We start from the raw sequence: 23,981 nt of genomic DNA on the forward strand, positions 1-23,981 counted from the left end.
ACGGCTCGGCGCGAGCCTAGACCCCGAGGCGCGAGCCCGGTGGTCGATGTGAGCAACGCTACCTGGCGGTAACTTGGCGCGCGTCCGAGCCCGGGACCAGCGGGATGGCGGCCAGCGGGAAGAGGGCGGCGACGGCGAAGGTCGCGGCGTACCCGACGTGGGTCAGCGCGAGCCCGGCGACCGGGGCGACGGCGGCGGCCGCGACGTACTGCGCGGTGTTCTGCACGCCGAGCGCCCGGCCCGACCAGTAGGCACCGGCCCGCTCGGCGACGCCGGTGAAGGCCAGGCCGTTGTCCGCGACGGTGACCATCGAGGCCAGCACCAGCACCACCACGGCGACCCCCAGCGGCTCGACCAGGGCGAGCGCGCCCATCGAGAGGCCGGCGGCCACCGACACCCAGCGCAGCGGCCGCACCCGCGAGCCGACCACGTCGGAGAGGTGGCCGACCGCGATCCGGCCCAGCGCGCCCAGCACGTGGGTCGAGGCGACCAGCGCGCCGGCGGCCCCCGGCGACCAGCCGCGCTCGGTCACCAGCCAGGTCAGGGAGTAGGTCCACACCAGGAACTGCGGCACCACGAGCAGCACCGAGACGCCGTGCACCCGCGCCAGGAAGGAGTCGACGCGGTAGGGGTTGGCGCTCAGCTCGGGTGTGCGCCGGGGCCGCGGCGGGTCGAGGACCAGCACGGCCACCACCAGCAGCGCGACGGCCGTCGCGCCGACCGGGATCCAGGTGGCGGCCTCCACGCCGGCCCGCGAGGCCGTGAGCGCCATCGACGCAGCGGCCATCGCCACGCCGAGCGGCTGGGCCATCTGCCGGACGCCCATGGCCAGGCCGCGCCGCTCGGGGGCGAACCACCCCACCACGATCCGGCCGCTGGCCGAGCTGGTGCTGGCCGCGAAGAGGCCGACGACGAGCAGCGCCGCGCCCAGCGCCCACACCGAGGTGGCGCGGGTGGCGGCCACCCCGGCGACGGTGGTGCCGGCCAGCCCGAGCAGCATCACGCGCCGCTCGCCCCACCGGTCGACCAGCAGGCCCCACGCGAACAGGCTGAGCATGACGCCCGCGACCGGCATCGTGGCCAGGGTCCCGGCGGCGGCCAGCGACAGGCCGCGCTCGGACTGCCAGGTCGGGATCAGGAACGCCGGGCCGTTGATCGCGACCGAGGCGCCGGCCTGGGCGGCCACGCTGGCGCCCAGCATCGACCAGCGGCGGGCGGTGCCGATGGTGGCGGGGTCGAGCGCGGCGGTCACCCGCTCACGCTAGGTGGCCCCCCACCCGTCGGCTGACGGTGCGCGCGGTCGTGGACACCGCCGCCACGAGCGCGTCGCGGTCGACGACCTCGCGCGAGTCCCAGGTGACCGCGATCCCGGCCACGGGCGTGCCGTTGTGGTCGAGCACCGCGACCGCGACCGAGGCGAACCCGGGCGTCACCTCGCCGTCCTCGCTGGCGAACCCCTGGCGCCGGGTCTGGCCCAGCACGGAGCGCAGCGCGGTCAGCGTCCGCGGCCCGCGACCGTGGCGGTCCACGAAGGCGCTGCGATCGGGGTAGAGCGCCCGCACCTGGGCGTCGGGGAGGGTCGCCAGGATGGCCCGCCCGCTGGCGGTGAGGTGCGCGGGCAGGCGCACGCCGACGTCGGTCACCAGCGGCGGACGACCCGGCGCCCGCTCCTCCAGCACGTAGAGCACGTCGCGCCCGTGGGGGACCGCGAGGTGGGCCGAGCGGCCGGTGCGGTCGACCAGCGAGGCCAGCGGGCGGTGGGCCAGGCGCTGGAGCGGCGCCTGCCGGGTGTAGCCGGTGCCGACCTCGAAGGCCGCCACCCCCAGGCAGTAGCGGTGGTCCTCCTCCACGTGCGCCACGAAGCCCTCCGCGATCATCGCGTTGACCAGGTGGTACGCCGTGGAGCGCGGCAGCTCCAGGGCCGCGGCGATCCGCTCCAGCGGCACCGGGTCGGGCTGGGAGGCCAGGAACCGCAGCACCCGCAGCGCCCGCGTGGCTGCCGGGACCTGGCTCACCGCCCGCCCCCGTCGCCCGTCGTGCCCCCGCCCGTGCTGCCGCCCATGGCGCGAACCTAACCTGGCGAACCTCGCCCGTCGGCGGTCGGCCGGACGCACAATGGGGACGCCGACACCTGCCGGCACCTCGATCGCTCGGAGACCCCATGCCCTCGCGCCACCCCGCCGTCCGCCTGCTGCTGCTCGCCCTGGTGGGCCTGCTGCTCCTGCCGCTGGCGGCGACCGCCCCGGCGTCGGCCGCGTCGCTGCCCAGCAAGAAGAAGTGGGTCAGCGACACCGTGGCCGCCGCGTCCGGCTCGCGCACCTACCTCCAGCAGCGGCTCGACGCCCTCGAGGAGGGCGACGACCCGCTCGCCATCACCCTCGACATCGACAACACCTCGCTGGCCAGCCACTACGACCCGGGCAAGCCGGTGGTCGCGGTGCTCAAGCTCGCGACGTACGCCCGCAACCACGGGGTGAAGGTCTTCTTCAACACCGCCCGTCCCGAGGGCAAGGTCGCCGGTGCGGTGGCCTCGCTCGAGAAGGCCGGGTTCCCGGTCGACGGCATCTGCGGACGCAGGTCCGGCGAGAGCCTGGCCGAGGGCAAGCAGCGCTGTCGCGCCGAGTTCGCCGACCAGGGCTACCGGATCGCGGTCAACGTCGGCAACCGCAGCACCGACTTCACCGGCGGTGGGTACGACCGGGCCTACCGGCTGCCGAACTACGGCAACCTGCTGGTCTGAGCGCCCGCCCGCGGTGCCTCGGCCGCGTCACCCCGTGGTGTCGTCGAACCACAGCGCCATCCGCGAGGACGTGCCCGGGCAGGTGATGTCGAGGTCGCGTCCCGAGGCCACCCACTGCGCCATCACGGCGGGGCCGCCCTGGATGGCGCTGCCGCGACCGCAGCGCCGCACCGCCTCGGCCTGCGAGGTCTCACCCGCGGCCCGCCACTCGGGCAGCCCGAGCTCGAGGTCGCCCACGACCCGGTCCCACAGCGCGGCCGTGGAGTAGACGCCGACCCGGTGGCCCGCGTCGGTCCAGCCCCGCGCCGCGCCCCGCACCACCGCGGCGTTGGCGGCGAGGTCCGGGCCCCAGTCGAAGTCCGGCACCGGCTCGACGTCGAGCCACACCACCGGGCTGCGCAGTCCGGCCCGCCGCATCACCTGGCGGGCGTACGCCGCCTGCGCGTAGCCGACGTTGGCGTAGCCGTCGAGCCGCGAGCCCCCGTCGAAGGGACCCGCGTCGCCGTAGCGGGCCAGCTGGTCGCCCACCGGCGTCGACAGCACGACGTACGCCGCGGCGAGCAGGCCGCGCTCCCGGACCCAGCCGACCTGGTCGGCCAGGCACGGGTTGGGCGTGAAGCCGGGTCCGTTGGTCAGGCCCAGCACCACGAACCTGGCCTCGGGCAGCGGCATCGGCAGCCCCAGCGTGCGCCGCTGGGGGATCCCCATCCCGGTCGGGCACTGCGGCCACCCGACGTCGCCGCCCAGCACCGGGGGCTGCTGCCGTCCGGCCTCCACGCTCTCGCGCAGCCCCTCCGGCACCGTCACCTCGCCCTGCTGGCGGCCCGCGCGCGGCGGGGCGGCGGTCGGGCCGGCGCTCGCGCGACCGGTCGGCACCGACGTCGGGGTCGAGGTCGGGGAGGAGGTCGGGGAGGAGGTCGGGTCGGCCGCCTCGGAGGCGGTGCGCCGCGACTCGGGCTCGAGCGGCGCCTGGCACCCCGCGGCCGCCAGCAGCGCGGCAGCGGCCAGCGCGCCCACGAGACCGCGTCCGGGGGGTCGACGAGACATCCGCAGCACCCCCTCGTCGCTCGTGCGCGCCCGGCCGGGCCCGTCGTCGCATGGTGCCACCCCCGGCCCCGCCGGGCGGGCGGTTCGGAGCGGGCCGGGTCGCCGGGATGTCTCGGATCCGAGACGCGCAGGAGGTCGGGGCCGTGGCCGCGACCGGCTCGCGGCCGTGTACTGGGTCCATGACCACCGCGCTCGTGCCTCCGTCCGCCCGCACCGTCGTCGAGGTGGGCGTCGGGGCCGTGGCGCCGGCCGACGTCCTCGCGGTCGCTCGCGACGGGGCGCGGATCGAGCTGACGGCCGACGCGCTCGAGGCCGTCGACCGCGCCCGCGCCGCCGTGGACGAGCTGGCCGCGTCGGCCACGCCCGTCTACGGCATCTCGACCGGGTTCGGCGCGCTGGCGACGCGGCACATCCCGACCGAGAAGCGTGCCCGGCTGCAGCGCTCGCTGGTCCGCTCGCACGCCGCGGGGTCCGGCCCCGAGGTCGAGCGCGAGGTGGTGCGGGCGCTGATGCTGCTGCGCCTCTCGACGCTGGCGACCGGGCGGACCGGCGTGCGCCGCGCCACCGTGCAGCTGCTCGCGGACGTGCTCGACGCGGGGATCACCCCGGTGGTCCACGAGTTCGGCTCGCTCGGCTGCTCGGGCGACCTGGCGCCGCTGTCGCACTGCGCGCTGGCGCTCATCGGCGAGGGCGAGGTGCGCGACGCCGACGGCGTCCTGCGCCCGGCCGCCGAGGCCCTGGCCGCCGCGGGCCTGGAGCCCGTCGAGCTGGCGGCCAAGGAGGGGCTGGCGCTGATCAACGGCACCGACGGCATGCTCGGCATGCTGGTGATGGCGCTGGCCGACCTCGAGGTGCTGCTGCGCACCGCCGACGTCGCCGCCGCCATGTCGGTCGAGGGCCAGCTCGGCACCGACCGGGTCTTCGCCGAGGAGCTGCAGGCGCTGCGGCCCCACCCCGGGCAAGCCGCCTCGGCCGCCAACCTGCGGGCGCTGCTCCGCGACTCCGGCGTCGTGGCCTCCCACCGCGGCCCCGACTGCACCCGCGTGCAGGACGCCTACTCGCTGCGCTGCTCGCCGCAGGTGCACGGTGCCGCCCGCGACACCCTCGACCACTGCGCCCGGGTGGCCGGCTGGGAGCTGGCGAGCGCGGTCGACAACCCGGTGGTGGTCTCGGCGGGCGACGACGGCCCGGCGCGGGTGGAGTCCAACGGCAACTTCCACGGGGCGCCGGTGGCGTACGTGCTCGACTTCGCCGCGATCGTGGCCGCCGACCTCGCCTCGATCAGCGAGCGGCGCACCGACCGCTTCCTCGACAAGGCCCGCAACCACGGGCTGCCGCCGTTCCTGGCCGACGACCCGGGCGTCGACAGCGGCCTGATGATCGCGCAGTACACCCAGGCCGGGATCGTCTCGGAGCTCAAGCGGCTGGCCCACCCCGCCAGCGTCGACTCCATCCCCTCCTCGGCGATGCAGGAGGACCACGTCTCGATGGGGTGGGCGGCAGCCCGCAAGCTGCGCCGCTCCGTCGACGGGCTCACCCGCGTGCTCGCCGTCGAGGTGATGGCGGCCGCCCGGGCGCTCGACCTGCGCCGGCCGCTCGAGCCGTCGCCCGCCACCGGGGCGGTCGTCGACCTGCTCCGCTCCCACGGCGTCCAGGGCCCCGGCCCCGACCGCCACCTGGCCCCCGAGATCGAGGCCTGTGTCGATCTCGTCCGCAGCGGGGCCGTCGTGGCCGCCGCCGAAGCAGTGATCGGAGAACTGAAGTGACCGACAACCCCCGCCTGCCGATCCACGCCGCCCACGGCACCGAGTTGTCCGCCCGGTCGTGGCAGACCGAGGCGCCGCTGCGGATGCTGATGAACAACCTCGACCCGGCCAACGCCGAGCGGCCGGAGGACCTCGTGGTCTACGGCGGCACCGGCAGGGCCGCGCGCTCCTGGGAGGCGTACGACGCCCTCGTGCGCACCCTGCGCGACCTGCGCGACGACGAGACCATGCTCGTCCAGAGCGGCAAGCCGGTCGGCGTGGTGCGCACCCACGAGTGGGCCCCGCGCGTGCTCATCGCCAACTCCAACCTGGTCGGCGACTGGGCCAACTGGGAGGAGTTCCGCCGGCTCGAGGACCTCGGCCTGACGATGTACGGCCAGATGACGGCCGGCTCGTGGATCTACATCGGCACCCAGGGCATCCTCCAGGGCACCTTCGAGACCTTCGCCGCCGTCGCGGACAAGAAGTTCGGCGGCACCCTGGCCGGCACCATCACGCTGACCGCCGGCCTCGGCGGCATGGGCGGCGCCCAGCCGCTCGCGGTCACCATGAACGACGGCGTGGCGATCTGCGTCGACGTCGACGCCAGCCGGATCGAGCGCCGCATCGAGCACCGCTACCTCGACGTCCGGGCCGACTCGGTCGACCACGCGGTGCAGCTGGCCGTCGAGGCCCGCGACGCCCGCCGGCCCCTCAGCATCGGGGTCCTGGGCAACGCCGCCGAGGTGTTCCCCCACCTGCTCGCGGTCGGCGCCCCGATCGACGTCGTCACCGACCAGACCTCGGCGCACGACCCGTTGTCCTACCTCCCGGTCGGCGTGCCGTTCGAGGACTGGCACGACGCCGCCCGCCGCGACCCCGACGGCTTCACCAAGGACGCGCAGGCCTCGATGGCGGCCCACGTGCGGGCGATGGTGGAGTTCCAGGACGCCGGCGCGGAGGTCTTCGACTACGGCAACTCGATCCGCGACGAGGCCCGCAAGGGCGGCTACGACCGGGCCTTCGAGTTCCCCGGGTTCGTGCCGGCCTACATCCGGCCGCTGTTCTGCGAGGGCAAGGGCCCCTTCCGGTGGGCCGCGCTGTCCGGCGACCCCGCCGACATCGCCGCGACCGACCGGGCGATCCTCGAGCTGTTCCCGGCCGACGAGAAGCCGGAGTACGCCCGTCTCCACCGGTGGATCGAGATGGCCGGCGAGCGGGTCGCCTTCCAGGGCCTGCCGGCGCGGATCTGCTGGCTGGGCTACGGCGAGCGCCACCGCGCCGGCCTGAAGTTCAACGAGATGGTGGCCAGCGGCGAGCTCTCGGCCCCGGTCGTGATCGGGCGCGACCACCTCGACGCCGGCTCGGTGGCCTCGCCCTACCGCGAGACCGAGGCGATGCTCGACGGGTCCGACGCCATCGCCGACTGGGCCCTGCTCAACGCGCTGGTCAACACGGCCTCGGGTGCCACCTGGGTCTCGATCCACCACGGCGGCGGCGTCGGCATGGGCCGCTCCATCCACGCCGGCCAGGTCTGCGTGGCCGACGGCACGGAGCTGGCGGCGCAGAAGATCGAGCGGGTGCTGACCAACGACCCGGCGATGGGCGTCATCCGCCACGTCGACGCGGGGTACGACCGGGCCGTCGAGGTGGCCGCGGAGCGCGGCGTACGCGTGCCGATGACCGAGGGCTGACCACCCCGGTGTCGTGGGGGCCAGCGGGCGCCCGGGCGCCCGCTGGCCCCCACGACCCGCGCGCGTGTGTCGGCCAGGTGAAACTTCCGTCTCCGGCGGTGGTTCGCCAGCCGGAGAACTGTCGCGGGGACTGCCGCGGGGTCTAGTTTTCTCGGACGGCCTCCCGGCGAGGGGCCGGCGACGAGAGGGAGCCGGCATGACCAACCTGGCCGAACGAGGCACCACCGGGTTCGCGGACCAGCTGCGGCGGCGCAAGCCGATCGGGGCCGCCCGCTCCGGCAACGGCGCGGAGCTGGAGCGCAGCTTCGGCACCTTCCAGCTGATGATGTTCGGCGTCGGCGCCACCGTCGGCACCGGCATCTTCTTCGTGCTCCAGGAGGCGGTGCCCGACGCGGGACCGGCGGTGATCATCTCGTTCCTGGTCGCCGGGCTCGGGGCCGGTCTCTCCGCGCTGTGCTACGCCGAGGTCGCGGGCGCGATCCCGGTCAGCGGCTCGACGTACTCCTACGCCTACCACGCGATGGGCGAGCTGGTCGCGATGGTCGTGGCCGCCTGCGTGCTGCTGGAGTACGGCGTCAGCTCGGCCGCCGTCGCCGTCGGCTGGAGCGGCTACTTCAACGAGCTGCTCGACAACCTCTTCGGCTTCTCGCTGCCCGACGCGCTGTCCTACTCGCCGGTGCCCTACGAGGACAACACGACCGGCCTGGTCAACCTGCCGGCGATCGTGCTGGTGCTGATGTGCATGGTGCTGCTGGTCCGCGGTGCCAGCGAGTCGGCCCGGGTCAACACGATCATGGTGCTGGTCAAGCTGGGCGTGCTGGTGATGTTCGTCGTCATCGGCATCACCGCCTTCGACACCGACAACTTCAGCGGCTTCTGGGACGCCGGTGCGACCGGCATCAGCGCGGCGGCGGCCACGATCTTCTTCTCCTTCATCGGCCTCGACGCGGTGTCGACCGCGGGGGAGGAGGTCCGCGACCCGCAGCGCGCGCTGCCCCGGGCCATCATGGGCGCGCTCGCGGTGGTGGTGACGATCTACGTGCTGGTCGCCCTGGCCGGCGTCGGCGCCCAGCCGGTGGAGAAGTTCTCCGACCCCGAGCAGCAGAGCGCCGGCCTCTCGGTCATCCTCGAGAACATCACCGGCAGCAGCATCCCCGCCACGGTCCTGGCCGCCGGCGCCGTCATCTCGATCTTCTCGGTCACGCTGGTGACGCTCTACGGCCAGACCCGGATCCTGTTCGCCATGGGCCGCGACGGGATGCTGCCCGACCGGTTCTCCTCGGTGAACCCCCGCACCCTGACCCCCACCTTCAACACCGTGGTGGTCTCGGTCGTGGTGGCGCTGGTGGCGGGCTTCGTGCCGGCCGACTACCTGTGGGACACCGTCTCGATCGGCACCCTGATCGCCTTCGTCGTGGTCGCGCTGGCGGTGCTGGTGCTGCGCCGCACGGCCGCCGACCTGGAGCGGCCGTTCCGGGTGCCGGGCTACCCCGTGACGCCGCTGCTCACCATCGCGGTCTGCGTCTACATCCTGTCCGGCCTGGCCGCCGTGACCTGGGTGATCTTCCTGGTCTGGCTCTCGGTCGTGCTCGGCTTCTACCTGCTGTGGGGCCGCCGGCACGCGGCCCTGAACCGCGGCGAGGTCGCCACGACCGACGTGCCCGACGGGGGCCAGCGGTGACCCTCGTCGTCGGCTGGCCGCCCCACCGCGACGACCCCGCGGCGCTCCACCTCGCGGCCACCCTCGCCCGCTCGGCGGGGGAGGACCTGCTGCTGGTCTCCGTGGTGCCCCGCGCCTGGCCCACCCCGGTCGCCTCCCACGTCGACCGCGACTTCGCCCGCTGGGCCGAGGAGTACGGCGACCGCGCGGTCGCCTCGGCCCGCGAGGCCCTCGCCGCGACCTGCCCCGACGTCGCGGCCGACGCCGTCGCCGTGGCCGGCAGCTCCGTGGCCGGAGCCCTGGTCGCCGAGGCCGAGCGGCTGGCCGCGCCGATGGTGGTGGTCGGCTCCGGCGTCGAGGGCGCCTGGGGCACCGTCGTCCTCGGCTCCACCGCCGACCGGCTGCTGCACTCCTCGCCGGTCCCCGTGGCGCTCGCCCCCCGCGGCCACCGCAGCGACCCCGACCTGCGCGTGCGCCGCGCCACCTGCGCCTTCCGCGGCGACGACTCCTCGCGCACGGCCCTGCGCCGGGCGGCCCGGATCTGCCGCGGCATCGGCGCCGACCTGCGGGTCGCGACCTTCGGGGTCCGCGGCAAGGTGATGTACCCGCCCGAGGTGCTCGGCGAGGGCGACGTCCTCGCGGCGTACCTCTCGCGCACCTCGGCCGCCCAGGAAGCCGCCGTCGCCGCCCTCGGGGAGCTCAGGCCCGCCCACGTCGAGACGGCCGTCGCCACCGGCGCGACCTGGGCCGAGGCGCTCGAGCGCCTGGCGTGGCAGCCCGGCGACCTGCTCGTCGTCGGCTCCTCCTCGGCCAGCCTGATGTCGCGGCTGTTCCTCGGCTCCAACGCCACCAAGATCGTCCGGTCCTCGCCGGTGCCGGTGGTGGTGGTGCCGTAGGGGGCCGCGGTCTCCCGAGGTCGCCCGGGAGACCGCCGCTGGGCCGCAGCTGCAGCCCCGGCGCAGCGACATGCTCTGCGGCGCAGCCCGTGGTGCGCGCCGGGGTCAGGCCGACGGCCGGGCGAACCACACGGTGCGCTCGGTCCAGATCCCGGGGCCGAGCCGCTGGCCCGAGCAGACGACGATCGCGACCTGGGCAGGGCCGCGGCGGTCGTAGTAGCGGAAGTACGGCGCGTCCGCCGGCACCTCGACCCGGTCGGTCACGCGGTAGCAGAGCCGGCGGTCGCCGTCGGCCAGGACGACGCGCCCGCCCTCCCGCAGGCCCTCGAGCAGCCGGTTGCCCAGCGCCGAGCCGTCGGGCCAGGTGTGGGCGTTGAGCAGCACGTTGCCGCGGCCGTCGCCGGGCCGGACGCCCTGCGCGCGGTCGAAGGCGAAGACCGTCTTGCCGGCGGTCGTCGTGGGGGGCGTGCCGGGGACCTCGGGGCTGGGGCGCGGCGGGGTGACCACGGCGGCGTCGCGCACCACGCCGGCGACCGTGACCGTGGTCGGCTCGAAGGGCCGCGTCACCCGGCTGGGGCACGCGGGCGGGGCGAGCGTCGCGGCCGGCTCGACCGGCTGCCCGGAGGGCGAGGCGGGCTCCGCACCCGAGGACGCGCTGCTGGGCGCCGGGGTCGAGCCACGGGTGAGGGCGAGGCCGGCCCAGGTGCCGCCGGCCACGACGACCAGCACCGCCGCGAGGACCAGCGCGAGGCGTGCGGTGCGGCTCACGCGCGCCGCCACCAGCGCCGCTCCCGGCGCTCGCGGCGGCCCCGACGGGTCGTCTCCTCCTCGGCCGTGCGCCGGGCGGCCTCGGCGTTGGCGCGCCGGCGCTCGTCGAGGCGCTCGCGCCAGCGGCGTACCTCCTGCTCCACGTCGCGCGTCGGCGTCACCACCGGCGGCCCGCCCTGGAGCTGGCGCCGGGCCACCACGATGCGGCGGTTGAAGCCCTCGACGAGCTCGCGCACCCGCTTCTCCAGCGACTCGCGGTCGAGCAGCGCGTCGAGCTCGGCGTCGTCCTTGCGCAGCTGCAGCGCCTCGGGCAGCACGCCGGTGATCTGCTCGCGCTCGATGAGCTTCTTGAGCCACCAGTCGCGGTCGTACGGCGAGCCGAGGTCGCCCAGCGGCTTGCCCTGTCCCGGCAGGTTGTCGAAGTCGCCCCGCGCCATCGCCCGCTCGATCTGCAGGTCTACCCACCGCGCCTGGTGCTGGATCCGGGTGGCGGCGGCCGAGGACCCGGTGCGCGCGTCGCGCTCCTGGTCGTCACGACCCCGGTGGCGGCGGTCGACGTCGGGGCGCGACCGCCCGGGGTCCGGGGATCGCGAGGCCGGGGAGTCGGTCATGGTGGGTCTCCGAGAGGTGATCGGTGCGACCAGCCTACGGGCGGGGAGAAGTCCCGTCCGGCCGACGAGGAGGGCCACCACCTAGCATCCCGGGGTGCCCGACGACCTCTCGCTGACCGTGCTGGCGCTGCTCACGCTCGCCGGACTGGTGGCCGGCTTCGTCGACGCGGTGGTCGGTGGCGGCGGCCTGGTCCAGCTGCCTGCGCTGCTCGTGGGGCTGCCCGGCGCGACGCCCCTGCAGGTGCTGGCCACCAACAAGCTCGGCTCGGTGTGCTCGACCTCGGCCAGCAGCGCGACGTACCTGCGCCGCGTCCGGCCCGACCCCCGCACCTTCCTGCCCCTCATGGCCACCGCCTTCGCCGGCTCCATCGGCGGTGCGCTCGTGGCCAGCCACCTGCCGCGCGACGCCTTCACGCCGATCGTGCTGGTCGCGCTGGTGCTGGTCGGCGGCTACGTGCTGTTCCGGCCCTCGATGGGCGAGGTGACCGCACTGCGCTTCACCGGCCGCCAGCACGTCGCGGCCGCCATGGGCACCGGCCTGGTGATCGGGTTCTACGACGGCGTGCTCGGCCCCGGCACGGGCAGCTTCTTCGTGATCTCGCTGGTCGGCCTGCTCGGCTACGACTTCCTCCAGGCCTCGGCCAAGGCCAAGATCGCCAACTGGGCGACCAACGTCGCGGCGCTGGTCGTGTTCGTCCCGCAGGGCGCGGTGCTGTGGCAGGTCGGGCTGCTCATCGGCCTGGGCAACCTCGTCGGCGCGTACGTCGGCGCCCGCACGGCCGTGCGTCGTGGCACGGCGTTCGTGCGGGTGTTCTTCCTGCTCGTGGTCGGCGGGTTCGTGGTCCGGCTGGGGGGCGAGGTGCTGGGGCTCTGGGGCTGACTGATCACCCGGACGTCCGGGTGATCAGTCACTGGACGGGTGTTGCAACAGACGTCCAGTGGCTGAAAAGGACGTCCAGCAGCCGCCGCGTCAGTCCGCGAACGCGTCCCGGGGCACCACGAGCAGGCAGGCCGCGGCGACGAGCGCGGTGGCGGAGCAGACGGCCCAGACCGTGAGGTAGCCCGAGAGCGGGGCGGCGCCGACCTCGGCGCCCTCGATCGAGCCGGTGGCGGCCAGGGCGATGGCGAAGACGCTGGAGGCGATCGCGCCGCCGATGGTCTTGGTGGTGTTGGTCATCCCCGTGACGAAGCCGGTGCGGTCCGGCGGGGCGGCGGCGGCCGCGGCGGCGGGCAGCGCGGCGACCAGGGCGCCGGAGCCGACGCCGGCGATCGCCATGTTGAGCAGCGTCTGGGCGGTCGAGCCGTGCAGCGGCAGGAACAGGCCGTAGCCCAGCGCCACCAGCAGGCAGGCGACGAGCATCGCCCCGCGGGTGCCGAGCAGGCGCGAGGTGAGGGGCAGGCTGAGGGCGCCGGCGACCAGCGCCACGACGTACACCCCGATGAGCGTGGAGACGAAGCTCGCCGACGCGCCGAGGCCGTAGCCGGTCACGGCCGGGTCGGTGCGGGCGAAGGTCGACAGCGGGATCTGCGCGCCCAGCACCGACATCCCGAACAGGAAGGCGGTCAGCTGCACCGGCCACTGGGCCGGCGTCGCGAGCAGGCGCACGTCGATCAGCGGGTCCGGCGTGCGCAGCTGCACGCGCACGAACGGCCACAGCGAGGCCAGCCCGAGCACCAGCACCAGCCACGGGAGCGGCGACCCCGGGCCCTGGAGCCGCACCAGGATGAGGCCGGCCATGACGAGGCCGATCGAGAGCGTCACCAGCGCGAAGCCCCGCAGGTCGACCCGGCCGGTGGCCACCGGCGGGGTCGGTGCGACGCCGATGCCGACCACCACGAAGCAGATCGACACCGCGACCGCCGGCAGCGTGAGGAGCAGCGGCACCCCCATCGAGGTGACCAGGGCGCCGCTGGTGAGGGCCCCGGCGATGACGCCGAGCTCGAGGGCGGCGACGAGCAGGGCCGCCGAGCGCCGGGTCAGGCGACCCTGGGCGCCGGAGCCCGCGGTGCGGCGGTAGATGATCGCGACCTCGAGCGGCAGCCACACCACGTAGAACCCCTGGAGCGCCCAGGCGACCAGGAAGGTCGTGAAGCCCGGGGCGAGCGCGACGCCCCACGACGCGAGGGCCGTGACGCCGGTCGAGAGCAGCAGCACCTGCCGGTGGCCCCACAGGTCGCCCAGGCGCGCCAGCAGCGGCACCACCAGCGCCGAGACGACCAGCTGCGCGGCCTCGAACCAGTTGACGTCGGCGTCGCGGATCCCGAGGTGGCGGGCGATGTCGCTGAAGACCGGCGTGTAGTAGCCCTGCAGGATCCCGCTGGCGACCTCGACGGCGACCAGGAAGCCGACGACCGCCACCAGGCCCGGGACGACCGGGCTGGTCGTGGGGGCCGGCCGGGTGGCGCTCACGCCGGGGTCCCGGTCGTGGCGGCGGGCTCGTCGAGGCGGCGCAGCAGGTCGGCGTACCACTCCACGCCGTCGAGCCAGTCCTGCACGCCGACGTGCTCGTCGTAGGAGTGGATGCTCTCCCGCTGCGCCCGGCTCATCCGGAACGGCGTGAAGCGGTAGACCCGGGGGCAGATCGCGGCGAAGAACCGGGAGTCGGTGGCCGCCATCATCACGTACGGCGTCACGACCGCCTCGGGGAAGTGGTCGCCCACGACCTGCTCCAGCAGCCGGAACGCGTCGTCGTCGACCGGGGAGACGGGACTCGGCTCGTTGGCCTCCAGGACGGTCACGGCCACGGAGTCGTCGGCGACCGCGCGGCGCACGTGGGCGGTCGCCGAGGCCACGGTGTCGCCCACCAGGATCCGCAGGTTGAGCACGGCCGTAGCGCTCGAGGCGATCACGTTGTGCGCGGGCGACCCGGAGAGCTGGGTGACGGCCATCGTGGTCCGCGCCAGCGCCGCCGGTTCGGGACCGGCGGCGACCAGGGCGCGGGCGACCAGCGGCTGCAGCCGGCGGGCGGAGGCCAGCAGCGGGCGCAGCGGCCGCGGCGCGTGGGGCGCGATCCGGGCGAAGAGCTCCAGCGTCGGCTCGGGCAGCCGGGTCGCGAACGGCCGCCGCTCCAGCCGTACGACGGCCCGGGCGATCCGCGCGGTCGGCCCACCCGGCGCCGGCGTCGAGGAGTGGCCGCCCCGGCCCTCGGCCCGCAGCTCGAGCGTGGTGGTCCCCTTCTCCGAGACGCCGACCACCCCGAGCGGCGGGCGCACGCCGGGGAACGCCTCGGCCGCGACCGCCCCGCCCTCGTCGAGCACGAACCACGGCTCCACGCCGCGCCCGCGCAGCACCTCGACGGCCTCGGCGGCGTCGGCCCCCGAGACCTCCTCGCGGGCGCCGAAGGAGAGCCACACGTCGCGGGCCGGGACGACGTCCTGCTCCAGGGCCCGCTCGACCGCCACGCACAGCGCCACCAGCGACCCCTTGTCGTCGAGGGTGCCGCGGCCCCAGACCTTGCCGTCGTGCACCTCGGCCCCGAACGGCGGGTGCTGCCACGGCGCGTCGGGGTCGACGGGCACCACGTCGAGGTGCGCCATCAGCACCACCGGCGCGGACGACGCGTCCCGGCCCGGCCAGCGCAGCAGCAGCGAGTGCTGCCGCACCCGGGTCACCTCGAGGCGCTCGTGGACCAGCGGGAACTCCTCGGCCAGCGCAGCCAGGAAGTCGTCGAACGCGCCGTGGTCGATCTCGTCCTCGACCGTCGAGGAGACCGTCGGGACCCGCACGAGGCGGCGCAGCTTCTCGACGTCGACGTCCACGCGGGTGAGGCTAGGCGATCGCGGACCGCCGTGCGCCGCGTCGCCGCGCCGTCGGGGCGGCTGGTCGGATCGTCGGTGTCGCGACCGACCGGGACGTGCCGAAGGCCCCGACCACGTGGGTCGGGGCCTCCGGAGCCGTGGGCAAGACGTGCCGTGGGCTTGACCGGACCGAGGTCCGGGGTGGTGCGTCTAGGGCTGTGCCCCTAGAACACGCGCCGTCGCGTGCCGCCGATCGGCACCAGGTTGAGCACCAGGCCGACGATCAGCAGAATCGCACCGATCGTGACCAGGATGGACTGGGGCAACACCAGTCCGATGATCAGCAGAATCAAACCCAGGACGACCATGTCCTGCTCCCTTCGTTGGAATTCCCCCCGATGGGACAGACGTACCCCCTTAGCAGAGGCCACAAACAACAGGCGTGTGGTCTCGGATCCGAGACGGGGGTGGGCCGCCCGGGTGGCGGACCTCGCGCGGCGTCCGGTGGACTGGTGCCGTGACGAGCCCCCTCGCCTCAACCCGCCCCGCCGGCAATCCCGTGGCGACCCCAGCGTCCCCGGTGCACGACCTCGTCGAGGTCGCGTCGCGGGCGCCGCGTGCGCGAGCCGGCCGCCCCGCCCGGGGCCGGGTGGCCGATGGTGATCGCCCCGACCGGGGTGAACTCCGCCGGGATCCCGAAGGCCGTCGTCACCGCCTCGACGCGGTCGGGCGGCACGCCGAAGAAGCAGCCGCCGAGGCCCTCGTCGACCAGCGTCTGCAGCACCAGCAGCGAGGCCATCGCGGCGTCCATGTGCCAGTAGGGCACCGACCACGGGGACCCCTCGGTGCCCTCCTGGGCGACGGCACGGCCCTTGTCGGGCGCGGCGTACCGCTCGACGTACGCCGCCCGGCTCGAGCACGGCAGCACCACCACCGGGGCCCGCACCATCCCGGCCAGCCAGCGGTCGGGGGCCGCGACGCCGTCGGAGGTGGCCGCCCAGAAGCGGCCGACGTCCTCGGGGGCGTCGAGCACCAGGAAGCCCCACCCCTGGGTGAACCCCGCGCTCGGCGCCCGGGTCGCGTGGGCGAGGGCGCGGTCCACGACGGCCGGGTCGACGGCCTCGTCGGTGTAGCTGCGGACCATCCGGCGTCGTCGCACGACCTCGCGGAACTCCATGGGGGCCAGCATGGCTGAGGACTTCGAGCAGATGTGGCGCGACCTCGCGCCGGTGGGGCGCTCGTCCGCGAGCGGCGGCTACTTCCGCCAGCCGTTCACCGCGGCCGAGACCGAGCTGCGCGGCTGGTTCGCCGAGCAGTGCGCCGCCCGCGACCTGGCCCTCGAGGCCGACGGCAACGGCAACCTGGTGGCGACCTGGGCGCCCCCGGCGGGCGACGCGGCCGGGCCGGCGGTCCTCGTGGGCTCCCACCTCGACTCGGTCCTCGACGGCGGGGCGTACGACGGGCCGCTCGGCGTGGTCTCCTCGCTGGCCGCCGTCGACCTGCTGCGCGAGCGCGGCGTGGTGCCGCGCCGGCCGGTGCTGGTGGGCGCCTTCGTCGAGGAGGAGGGGTCGCGCTTCGGCGTGGCCTGCCTCGGCTCCCGGTTGCTGACCGGGGCGACCTCGCCCGAGGCCGCCGCCGCGCTGCGCGACCGCGACGGCGTGCCCTTCCTCGACGCGATGGCCGCCGCCGGCCACGAGCCGGCCCCCGGCCCGGCCGCCTGGCTGGACCGGGTCGGCTGCTTCCTGGAGCTCCACGTCGAGCAGGGCCGCGACCTGGTGCACCGCGACCTCCCGGTCGGGCTCGCCGGGGAGATCTGGCCCCACGGCCGCTGGCGCTTCGACTTCACGGGCGAGGCCAACCACGCCGGGGCGACCCGGATGGAGGACCGCCGCGACCCGATGCTGACCTACGCCATGACCGTCCTCGCGGCCAACAAGCAGGCCCGGCTCGCGGGTCAGCGCGCCACCTTCGGTCGCGTCGACGTCGCCCCCAACGGCACCAACGCCGTGCCCTCGCGGGTCACCGCCTGGCTCGACGCCCGGGGCGACTCCGACGAGGCCCTGGCCGCGCTCGTGGGCGAGGTCGAGCGGCAGGGGTCGCAGCGGGCCGACCGCGACGGCACCGGCCTGGCCGTGACCGCCGAGTCGGTCTCCGGGGCGGTCCGCTTCGACACCGGCCTCACCGCCCGGGTCGGCGCCGCGCTGGCCGACCGCTTCGGGGAGGTGCCGGTGCTCCCGTCCCTGGCCGGCCACGACGCCGGCGTCCTGGCGGCCTCCGGCATCCCCACCGCCATGCTCTTCGTGCGCAACCCCACCGGCGTCTCGCACTCGCCGGCCGAGCACGCCGAGACGGCCGACTGCCTGCTCGGCGTGCACGCGCTCGCCGACGCCCTCGAGGCGCTGGTCGCGTGACGGCGTACCTGCTCGAGCACGCGCTGCTCCCCGACGGCGTCGCCTCCGACGTACGCGTCGAGGTCGCCGACGGGGTGATCGCGGGAGTGCTGGACGTCCTTTCCAGTGACCTGACGTCTGTTGCAACAGACGTCAGGTCACCGATCACCCGGACGTCCGGGGAATCAGCGGCCCCGATCCCGGTCCCCGGCCTCACCCTCCCCGGCCTGGCGAACGGCCACAGCCACGCGTTCCACCGGGCGCTGAGGGGGCGCACGCAGACCGAGCGGGGGTCGTTCTGGACCTGGCGCGAGCAGATGTACGCCGTCGCGGCCGACCTCACGCCGGACTCCTACTTCGAGCTGGCCCGCGAGACGTACGCCGAGATGGTCGCCACCGGGATCACCGCGGTCGGGGAGTTCCACTACCTGCACCACCAGCCCGACGGCACGGCGTACGACGACCCCAACGAGATGGGGCGGGCGCTGCTGGCCGCGGCCGACGACGCGGGGATCCGGATCCGGCTGCTCGACACCTGCTACCTCGCGGCCGGGTTCGGGCGACCCCCGGAGGGGGTGCAGCGGCGCTACTCCGACGGCGACGCCCACGCCTGGGCCGAGCGGGTGGCGCTGCTCGACGACGACCGGGTCGGGGTGGCGATCCACTCCGTGCGCGCGGTGCCGGCCGACCAGCTCGCGACCGTGGTCGAGGCCGCCGCGGGCCGCCCGCTGCACGTGCACCTGTCGGAGCAGGTCGCCGAGAACGACGCCTGCCTGGCCGCCACCGGCCGCACGCCCACCCAGCTGCTCGCCGACCACGGGGCGCTCGGCCCGCTCACCACCGCCGTGCACGCCACCCACCTCACCGACGCCGACGTGCGGCTGCTGGGGGAGAGCCGCACCCGGGTCTGCTTCTGCCCGACGACCGAGCGCGACCTCGCCGACGGCATCGGCCCCTCGCGGCGGCTGCACGACGCCGGGGCGGTGCTGACGCTGGGCTCGGACAGCCACGCGGTCATCGACCTGTTCGAGGAGATGCGCGCCGTCGAGCTCCACGAGCGGCTCGCCACCCAGGAGCGCGGCCACTGGTCGGCGCTGGAGCTGCTGGCGGCCGCCACCCGCGACGGCCACGCGGCGCTCGGCCTCGACGACGCCGGCGCGATCGAGGTCGGCCGCCGCGCCGACCTGGTCACCGTCGACCTCACCACCGTCCGCACCCGCGGCGCCGGCGCCGCCCCGGAGACCCTGGTCTTCGCGGCGGGCGGCGCCGACGTGCGCCCGTTCCCGGGGGGAGTCGTGGGTGCCAGCGGGCGCCAGGGCGCCCTCCCACCCGCACGACTCCCGGAGGAGGCCCGATGAGCTCCGTCCTGCTGACCGGCATCGGCGAGCTGGTCACCAACGACCCCACCCACGACGGCACGCCGCTGGGCCTGCTCACCGACGCCGCGGTCGTCGTCGAGGACCACCGCGTCGCCTGGGTGGGCCGTCGCCACGAGGCGCCGGCGACCGACGACGCGCGGGACCTGGGCGGCCGCGCGGTGCTGCCGGGGTTCGTGGACTCCCACTCCCACCTGCTCTTCGCGGGCGACCGGGCGGGCGAGTTCGCGGCCCGGATGGCGGGGGAGTCCTACACCGGCGGCGGCATCCGCACCACGGTGGCCGCGACCCGGGCCGCCACCGACGAGCAGCTCGAGGCCAACCTGGCCCGCCACCTGGCCGAGATGCGCCGCCAGGGCACCACCACCGTCGAGGTCAAGAGCGGCTACGGCCTCAGCGTCCACGACGAGGCCCGGGCGCTGGCGATCGCGCGTCGCTGGACCTCGGAGACGACCTTCCTCGGCGCCCACGTGGTGCCGCCGGAGCACGCGGACGACCCCGCGGCGTACGTCGAGCTGGTGACGGGCCCGATGCTGGAGGCGGCCGCCCCCCACGCGCGGTGGATCGACGCCTTCTGCGAGCGGGGCGCCTTCGACGCCGACCAGGCGCGTGCCGTCCTGGAGGCGGGCGCCGCGGCCGGCCTGCGGGGCCGGTTGCACGCCAACCAGCTCGGGCCCGGGCCCGGCGTGCGCCTGGCGTGCGAGCTCGGGCTCACGGCGGTCGACCACTGCACCTTCCTCGCCGACGCCGACGTCGAGGCGCTGGTCGGGTCGGGCACGGTGGCGACGCTGCTGCCCGGCGTGGAGTTCAGCACCCGCTCGCCGTACCCCGACGCCCGCGGGTTGCTCGACGCCGGCGTCACCGTCGCGCTCGCCAGCGACTGCAACCCCGGGTCCTGCTACACCTCCTCGCTGCCGCTGTGCGTGGCGCTGGCGGTGCGCGAGATGCGGATGACGCCCGCGGAGGCGGTGTGGGCGGCGACCGCGGGCGGGGCCCGGGCCCTGGACCGCGACGACGTCGGCGTCCTCGCCCCGGGCCGCCGCGCCCACCTGACGGTGCTCGACGCCCCCTCCCACCTGCACCTCGCCTACCGCCCCGGCGTGCCGCTGGTCGCCGAGGTGATCGCCTGATTCGATCCGGCGAGAACGGGCACGGAGGTGGCGGCGCACCGCAGCGCCCACCCATCCCAGGAGGCGACATGAGCGAGACCCCGAACCAGCCGCTCGGCGACGACGAGATCGAGACCACTCCCGCGACCGGCGGCGACAGCGGCCACGGCCCGGCCGACGCGCCCGGCAGCGACACCGCCGGCCACGACGGCACCGACGGCTCGGACAGCGACGCCTCCGACGGCAGCTCGCACGGCCCGGCCGACGCTCCCGGCAGCGACACCGCCGCCCACGACGGCACCGACGGCTCCGACAGCGACGCCTCCGACTCGTAGGTGGACGCTCTCGACCTGCTCAGCGGCGACGCCCAGACCTTCGTGGAGAAGGTCTGGGCGTCGCACGTCCACGTCCACCGCGCCGAGCCCGACGAGCTCGTCGGCCTGTTGTCGTTCGCGGACGTCGACCACCTGCTCACCAGCACCGCCATCCGCACCCCCGCGGTCCGCGTCGCCCGTGACGGCGCCGTGCTGCCGGCCTCCGCGTTCACCCGCAGCGGGTCGACCCTGGCCGGCCAGCCCCTCACCGGCCTGGTCGACGCCCGCAAGGTCGCCGACCTGTTCGAGGACGGCGCCACCGTCGTGCTGCAGGGGCTGCACCGCTACTGGGCACCCCTGACGAGGCTGGTCGCCGAGCTCGAGCTCGCGCTGGGCCACCCGTGCCAGGCCAACGCCTACCTGACCCCGCCCGGTTCGCAGGGCTTCGCGGTCCACAGCGACAGCCACGACGTCTTCGTCTTCCAGACCCACGGCTCGAAGCTGTGGGATGTGCACCCCGCGCCGCTGGAGGACCACGAGGACGCCCGCGAGGTGCTGCTCGAGCCCGGCCTGTCGATGTACCTCCCGACCGGCACGCCCCACGCCGCGCGCGCCCAGGACACCGTCTCCCTGCACGTGACCGTCGGGATCAACCAGCTGACCTGGCGCAGCCTGGTCGACCGTGCCGTCGAGCAGGCGCTCGCCGGGCTCGGCGACCTCGACACCCACCTGCCTGCCGGTCACCTCGACCGGCCCGGTGTGCTGGCGCAGGGCCTGGCCGAGCGGCTCGGCCGGCTGTCCGACGCCCTGGGCGCCCTGGACCCCCAGGCGGTGGCCGACGCGCAGGCCAGCTCCTTCCTCCAGGGCCGCGTCACGAGCCCCCTCGGCGGCAGCCTGCTCGACCGGATGGCGCTGGCCGACCTGGCCGGGGACACCCCGCTGCGGCGGCGCCCCGGCCGCGCCTGCGTGCTGCAGCCGGACGGCGACCGGCTCCACCTGCTGCTCGGCGACCGCCGGGTCACGGTGCCCGCCCGCATCACGACCGCGGTCGAGCAGCTGCGCGGGCTGCTGGAGCTCACGCCCGACGACCTCGACCTCGACCCCGCCTCGAGCCTCGTGCTGTGCCGTCGACTGGTCCGCGAGGGCCTGCTGGAGGTCCGGCGCTGAGCGCCGCGCCCGTCCGCTGCTCCGGCGCCGCCCTGGAGCGGGGCGACGACCCGGCCGGCAGCGCTCCGCACCTCGCGGCGTTCCTGCTGGTCGAGCACCACGGCCCGTGGGGGCAGTCGGTGCTGCGCGACAGCCGGCTGCCCGAGGACGTGCGCCGCCACCTCGGCGGCCACCAGCACCTCAAGGTGCTCCTCGCCCGGCGGCACCACCGCGCGCACCGCGGCTCGTCGTACGCCGTGATGGCCTGCTTCCCCGGCCGTCGCCAGCTCCTCGTCCGCACGGTCGAGGACCACCGCGAGCTGCTCGACGTCGACGTCGCGGCGATCGCCCGCGGCGAGGCCCCCGAGGGCTGGGACCCCGCGCCCGGACCGGTGTACGCCGTGTGCACCCACGGCCGCCACGACGCCTGCTGCGCCGAGCGCGGTCGCCCGGTGGTGGCCGCGCTGACCGGGGTGCGGCCCGAGCAGACGTGGGAGGTCTCCCACGTCGGCGGCGACCGCTTCGCCGCCAACGTGCTGGTGCTGCCCGAGGGTCTCTACTACGGCCAGGTCACCCCCGAGGGCGTCACCGGCCTGGCGCACCACCACGAGGCGGGCCGCCTCGACCTCGACCACCTGCGCGGCCGGTCCAGCCGGCCGATGTCGGTCCAGCACGCCGAGGTCGCGCTGCGCCGCCACCTCGACGACGACCGCCTCACCTCCGTGCGGCTCGTCGCCCTCGACGCCGAGCGGGCGGTGTTCGCCCACGAGAGCGGTCGCTGGGAGGTGCGCGTCGAGCGGCGCACCGGTGAGCCCGCCCGGCTGACCTGCGGGGCGGCCGGGCTCTCGCGGGTCCCGACGTTCGCGGTCACCTCCCTCGTCCGGCTCGACCCCGACACCTCCGAGGCCGGGGGCGCCTGACCCGACCGCCGTCCGGCGTGCGAAGGTCGTCCAGGTTTCCACCACTCCGGGTGGGGTACGTCACACACCGACACCAGGAGGTGCGCATGGCAGGCTTGGCCTTCCTCGAGAAGAAGAACACCGTGGCCCGACCGGGCTACAGCAAGTGGCTCATCCCCCCGGCCGCGCTCTGCGTCCACCTCAGCATCGGCCAGGTCTACGCCTTCTCGGTGTTCAAGGCCTCGCTGGTGCAGCGCTTCGAGTCCTCGCAGACCGCGGTGGCGTGGATCTTCTCCATCGCCATCGTCATGCTCGGCCTCTCGGCCGCCGTGCTCGGCACCTGGGTGGAGCGCAACGGCCCCCGCAAGGCGATGGTCGCCGCCGGCCTGTGCTGGAGCACCGGCTTCCTCGTCGGCTCGCTCGGCATCGCGATCGGCAGCCTGCCGCTGCTCTACCTCGGCTACGGCGTCATCGGCGGCATCGGCCTGGGCATCGGCTACATCTCGCCGGTCTCCACGCTGATCAAGTGGTTCCCCGACAAGCCGGGCCTGGCCACCGGCATGGCCATCATGGGCTTCGGTGGTGGCGCGCTCATCGCCTCGCCGCTGTCCACGCTGCTGCTCGGCACGTTCGACCCGGGCTTCGACCCGGCCAACACCGACAACGGCGCCAGCGCCTCGGCCCTGGCCAGCACCTTCCTGACCCTCGGCCTGGTCTACCTCGTCTTCATGATGATCGGCGCCGCGCTGATCCGCCTGCCACCCGGCTTCGAGGACGACGCCACCGCCGCGCACCAGCCCGGTCGCAACGGCGCGCTCGTCCGCGCCAAGCAGGCCATCCGCACGCCGCAGTTCGCGCTGCTGTGGGTGGTGCTGTTCTGCAACGTCACCGCGGGCATCGGCATCCTCGAGCAGGCCGCGCCGATGATCCAGGACTTCTTCCGCGACGGCCAGGACTCCAGCGTCTCGGCCGCCGAGGCCGCTGGCTTCGTCGGCATGCTGAGCCTGGCCAACATGGCCGGACGCTTCGTGTGGTCGAGCCTGTCGGACCGCATCGGACGCAAGCCGATCTACATGATGTACCTCGGGGTGGGACTGGTCCTCTACGTCCTGCTGGCGACGATCGGCCAGCAGTCGACGGCCGTGTTCGTCGTGCTGGCGCTGGTGATCATCAGCTACTACGGCGGTGGCTTCGCGACCGTCCCGGCGTACCTCAAGGACCTGTTCGGCACCCTCGAGGTCGGGGCCATCCACGGTCGCCTGCTGACCGCGTGGGCGGCAGCCGGCGTGATGGGGCCGCTCATCGTCAACGGCTTCCTCGACGCGGCCGGCGAGCCCGGCTCGCTGGTGGCCTCGGACTACCACCCCGCGCTGATCACGATGGTCGTCGTGCTCGCGGTGGGCTTCGTCGCCAACCTGCTCGTCAAGCCGGTCGACGAGAAGCACTTCGACCAGGACGCCCTGTCCACCCACGCCGAGCGCAGCTCCGGAGCCGGCCGCTCCGGTGAGCCCGCCACCTCAGGAGGCACCCGATGAGCCAGCACGACGCGCACGACCGCCCCACCAGCCCGCTGCTCGTCACGCTCGCGTGGCTGCTCGTCTCGGTGCCGCTGGCCTACGGCCTGTGGCAGACCCTGGTCAAGGCCGCCCAGCTGCTCGGCTGAGGACCACCCGCGACGCGGAGGTGCCCCTGGGGGGAGGGGCCCTCCGCGTCCGGTGGTGCCGGGTGGGCCACAGGGGGTCGTGCCCACCTGGGTCGAGTCTGCCGCGCCGTACGCGTGCACGCCTGAGCCGACGGGCCCCACCCGGACTGGCCCCGATGCACCACGTGGCGGCACGCACCCGGCCG

Annotated in this window: 23 protein-coding genes; 14 read left to right on the top strand and 9 right to left on the bottom strand. The window is 75.2% G+C overall.

Annotated elements, in window-relative coordinates; genetic code table 11:
* Positions 1 to 58: 58 nt before the first annotated feature.
* Both BLU55_RS15625 and BLU55_RS15630 read right to left on the bottom strand, forming a co-directional pair.
* Positions 59 to 1,252 (bottom strand): MFS transporter, encoded by a 1,194-nt coding sequence (locus tag BLU55_RS15625; protein WP_231916909.1) that lies wholly within the window; start codon positions 1,250 to 1,252, stop codon positions 59 to 61.
* Positions 1,253 to 1,256: 4 nt separating this feature from the next.
* A complete protein-coding gene (locus BLU55_RS15630) occupies positions 1,257 to 2,015 on the bottom strand; it encodes an IclR family transcriptional regulator (RefSeq protein ID WP_091731551.1) in 759 nt (252 codons plus the stop codon).
* A gap of 146 nt (positions 2,016 to 2,161) precedes the next feature.
* Here BLU55_RS15630 and BLU55_RS15635 point away from each other — a divergent pair, with 146 nt between their 5' ends.
* Complete coding sequence (locus BLU55_RS15635; RefSeq protein ID WP_091731554.1) at positions 2,162 to 2,740, top strand: HAD family acid phosphatase; 579 nt, start codon at positions 2,162 to 2,164, stop codon at positions 2,738 to 2,740.
* A 27-nt stretch (positions 2,741 to 2,767) separates the two neighbouring features.
* On the opposite strand, the gene BLU55_RS15640 is transcribed toward BLU55_RS15635, so the two are convergent.
* Positions 2,768 to 3,787, bottom strand: a complete 1,020-nt coding sequence (locus tag BLU55_RS15640; protein WP_157682904.1) for a hypothetical protein — start codon at positions 3,785 to 3,787, stop codon at positions 2,768 to 2,770.
* A 179-nt stretch (positions 3,788 to 3,966) separates the two neighbouring features.
* Here BLU55_RS15640 and hutH point away from each other — a divergent pair, with 179 nt between their 5' ends.
* From hutH to BLU55_RS15660, 4 genes are all read left to right on the top strand, one after another.
* Positions 3,967 to 5,553 (top strand): histidine ammonia-lyase, encoded by a 1,587-nt coding sequence (gene hutH, locus BLU55_RS15645; protein WP_091731560.1) that lies wholly within the window; start codon positions 3,967 to 3,969, stop codon positions 5,551 to 5,553.
* Positions 5,550 to 7,226, top strand: coding sequence for a urocanate hydratase (hutU, locus tag BLU55_RS15650; RefSeq protein ID WP_091731563.1), 1,677 nt, complete (start codon positions 5,550 to 5,552; stop codon positions 7,224 to 7,226). Before hutH ends, hutU begins: the two co-directional genes overlap by 4 nt.
* A 196-nt stretch (positions 7,227 to 7,422) precedes the next feature.
* Positions 7,423 to 8,907 (top strand): amino acid permease, encoded by a 1,485-nt coding sequence (locus BLU55_RS15655; RefSeq protein WP_091731566.1) that lies wholly within the window; start codon positions 7,423 to 7,425, stop codon positions 8,905 to 8,907.
* Positions 8,904 to 9,782: a universal stress protein gene (locus tag BLU55_RS15660; RefSeq protein WP_091731569.1), complete on the top strand. Its 879-nt coding sequence runs from the start codon at positions 8,904 to 8,906 to the stop codon at positions 9,780 to 9,782. The genes BLU55_RS15655 and BLU55_RS15660 overlap by 4 nt, the downstream gene beginning before the upstream one ends.
* A gap of 105 nt (positions 9,783 to 9,887) precedes the next feature.
* Here BLU55_RS15660 and BLU55_RS15665 read toward each other — a convergent pair whose 3' ends face one another.
* Both BLU55_RS15665 and BLU55_RS15670 read right to left on the bottom strand, forming a co-directional pair.
* Positions 9,888 to 10,550 carry a class F sortase gene (locus tag BLU55_RS15665; protein WP_157682905.1) on the bottom strand — a complete coding sequence of 221 codons (663 nt, stop codon included), beginning with the start codon at positions 10,548 to 10,550 and terminating at the stop codon, positions 9,888 to 9,890.
* On the bottom strand, positions 10,547 to 11,161 hold the full coding sequence (locus BLU55_RS15670) for a DnaJ family domain-containing protein (RefSeq protein WP_091731575.1): 615 nt from the start codon (positions 11,159 to 11,161) through the stop codon (positions 10,547 to 10,549). The genes BLU55_RS15665 and BLU55_RS15670 overlap by 4 nt, the downstream gene beginning before the upstream one ends.
* A gap of 94 nt (positions 11,162 to 11,255) precedes the next feature.
* Here BLU55_RS15670 and BLU55_RS15675 point away from each other — a divergent pair, with 94 nt between their 5' ends.
* Complete coding sequence (locus BLU55_RS15675; protein ID WP_091731578.1) at positions 11,256 to 12,041, top strand: sulfite exporter TauE/SafE family protein; 786 nt, start codon at positions 11,256 to 11,258, stop codon at positions 12,039 to 12,041.
* 90 nt (positions 12,042 to 12,131) lie between these two features.
* On the opposite strand, the gene BLU55_RS15680 is transcribed toward BLU55_RS15675, so the two are convergent.
* From BLU55_RS15680 to BLU55_RS15690, 4 genes are all read right to left on the bottom strand, one after another.
* Positions 12,132 to 13,571: an MFS transporter gene (locus BLU55_RS15680; RefSeq protein ID WP_197681017.1), complete on the bottom strand. Its 1,440-nt coding sequence runs from the start codon at positions 13,569 to 13,571 to the stop codon at positions 12,132 to 12,134.
* On the bottom strand, positions 13,568 to 14,920 hold the full coding sequence (locus tag BLU55_RS15685; RefSeq protein ID WP_091731582.1) for a M20/M25/M40 family metallo-hydrolase: 1,353 nt from the start codon (positions 14,918 to 14,920) through the stop codon (positions 13,568 to 13,570). Before BLU55_RS15685 ends, BLU55_RS15680 begins: the two co-directional genes overlap by 4 nt.
* A gap of 203 nt (positions 14,921 to 15,123) precedes the next feature.
* Positions 15,124 to 15,267, bottom strand: coding sequence for a hypothetical protein (locus tag BLU55_RS19655; protein WP_172833924.1), 144 nt, complete (start codon positions 15,265 to 15,267; stop codon positions 15,124 to 15,126).
* Between the two features lie 167 nt (positions 15,268 to 15,434).
* Positions 15,435 to 16,076, bottom strand: coding sequence for a nitroreductase family protein (locus tag BLU55_RS15690; protein ID WP_091734080.1), 642 nt, complete (start codon positions 16,074 to 16,076; stop codon positions 15,435 to 15,437).
* Between the two features lie 10 nt (positions 16,077 to 16,086).
* Here BLU55_RS15690 and BLU55_RS15695 point away from each other — a divergent pair, with 10 nt between their 5' ends.
* The 8 genes from BLU55_RS15695 to BLU55_RS20070 all read left to right on the top strand — a co-directional run bounded on the left by BLU55_RS15695 (position 16,087) and on the right by BLU55_RS20070 (position 23,796).
* Positions 16,087 to 17,310 carry an allantoate amidohydrolase gene (locus BLU55_RS15695; protein ID WP_091731585.1) on the top strand — a complete coding sequence of 408 codons (1,224 nt, stop codon included), beginning with the start codon at positions 16,087 to 16,089 and terminating at the stop codon, positions 17,308 to 17,310.
* Complete coding sequence (locus BLU55_RS15700) at positions 17,307 to 18,647, top strand: formimidoylglutamate deiminase (RefSeq protein WP_091731587.1); 1,341 nt, start codon at positions 17,307 to 17,309, stop codon at positions 18,645 to 18,647. The genes BLU55_RS15695 and BLU55_RS15700 overlap by 4 nt, the downstream gene beginning before the upstream one ends.
* Positions 18,644 to 19,795, top strand: coding sequence for an imidazolonepropionase (gene hutI / locus BLU55_RS15705; RefSeq protein WP_091731590.1), 1,152 nt, complete (start codon positions 18,644 to 18,646; stop codon positions 19,793 to 19,795). Before BLU55_RS15700 ends, hutI begins: the two co-directional genes overlap by 4 nt.
* Before the next feature lie 68 nt (positions 19,796 to 19,863).
* Positions 19,864 to 20,109 carry a hypothetical protein gene (locus BLU55_RS15710; protein ID WP_091731593.1) on the top strand — a complete coding sequence of 82 codons (246 nt, stop codon included), beginning with the start codon at positions 19,864 to 19,866 and terminating at the stop codon, positions 20,107 to 20,109.
* Positions 20,110 to 21,255 (top strand): cupin domain-containing protein, encoded by a 1,146-nt coding sequence (locus BLU55_RS15715; RefSeq protein ID WP_091731596.1) that lies wholly within the window; start codon positions 20,110 to 20,112, stop codon positions 21,253 to 21,255.
* Complete coding sequence (locus BLU55_RS15720) at positions 21,210 to 22,154, top strand: sucrase ferredoxin (RefSeq protein ID WP_091731599.1); 945 nt, start codon at positions 21,210 to 21,212, stop codon at positions 22,152 to 22,154. Before BLU55_RS15715 ends, BLU55_RS15720 begins: the two co-directional genes overlap by 46 nt.
* Positions 22,155 to 22,240: 86 nt before the next feature.
* On the top strand, positions 22,241 to 23,668 hold the full coding sequence (locus BLU55_RS15725; RefSeq protein WP_091731602.1) for an OFA family MFS transporter: 1,428 nt from the start codon (positions 22,241 to 22,243) through the stop codon (positions 23,666 to 23,668).
* Positions 23,665 to 23,796 carry an MFS transporter small subunit gene (locus BLU55_RS20070; RefSeq protein WP_269457924.1) on the top strand — a complete coding sequence of 44 codons (132 nt, stop codon included), beginning with the start codon at positions 23,665 to 23,667 and terminating at the stop codon, positions 23,794 to 23,796. The genes BLU55_RS15725 and BLU55_RS20070 overlap by 4 nt, the downstream gene beginning before the upstream one ends.
* Positions 23,797 to 23,981 lie beyond the last annotated feature (185 nt).

This window comes from Nocardioides scoriae, assembly GCF_900104965.1.
Classification (GTDB): domain Bacteria; phylum Actinomycetota; class Actinomycetes; order Propionibacteriales; family Nocardioidaceae; genus Marmoricola; species Marmoricola scoriae.

Excerpts from the sequence above, each read along its gene's own strand:
- BLU55_RS15690 (WP_091734080.1), bottom strand. The coding sequence starts at position 16,076 with ATGGAGTTCCGCGAGGTCGTGCGACGACGCCGGATGGTCCGCAGCTAC.
- BLU55_RS15710 (WP_091731593.1), top strand. The coding sequence starts at position 19,864 with ATGAGCGAGACCCCGAACCAGCCGCTCGGCGACGACGAGATCGAGACC.
- BLU55_RS19655 (WP_172833924.1), bottom strand. The coding sequence starts at position 15,267 with ATGGTCGTCCTGGGTTTGATTCTGCTGATCATCGGACTGGTGTTGCCC.
- BLU55_RS15670 (WP_091731575.1), bottom strand. The coding sequence starts at position 11,161 with ATGACCGACTCCCCGGCCTCGCGATCCCCGGACCCCGGGCGGTCGCGC.
- BLU55_RS15695 (WP_091731585.1), top strand. The coding sequence starts at position 16,087 with ATGGCTGAGGACTTCGAGCAGATGTGGCGCGACCTCGCGCCGGTGGGG.
- BLU55_RS15725 (WP_091731602.1), top strand. The coding sequence starts at position 22,241 with ATGGCAGGCTTGGCCTTCCTCGAGAAGAAGAACACCGTGGCCCGACCG.
- BLU55_RS15635 (WP_091731554.1), top strand. The coding sequence starts at position 2,162 with ATGCCCTCGCGCCACCCCGCCGTCCGCCTGCTGCTGCTCGCCCTGGTG.
- BLU55_RS15655 (WP_091731566.1), top strand. The coding sequence starts at position 7,423 with ATGACCAACCTGGCCGAACGAGGCACCACCGGGTTCGCGGACCAGCTG.
- BLU55_RS20070 (WP_269457924.1), top strand. The coding sequence starts at position 23,665 with ATGAGCCAGCACGACGCGCACGACCGCCCCACCAGCCCGCTGCTCGTC.
- hutI (WP_091731590.1), top strand. The coding sequence starts at position 18,644 with ATGAGCTCCGTCCTGCTGACCGGCATCGGCGAGCTGGTCACCAACGAC.
- hutH (WP_091731560.1), top strand. The coding sequence starts at position 3,967 with ATGACCACCGCGCTCGTGCCTCCGTCCGCCCGCACCGTCGTCGAGGTG.
- BLU55_RS15640 (WP_157682904.1), bottom strand. The coding sequence starts at position 3,787 with ATGTCTCGTCGACCCCCCGGACGCGGTCTCGTGGGCGCGCTGGCCGCT.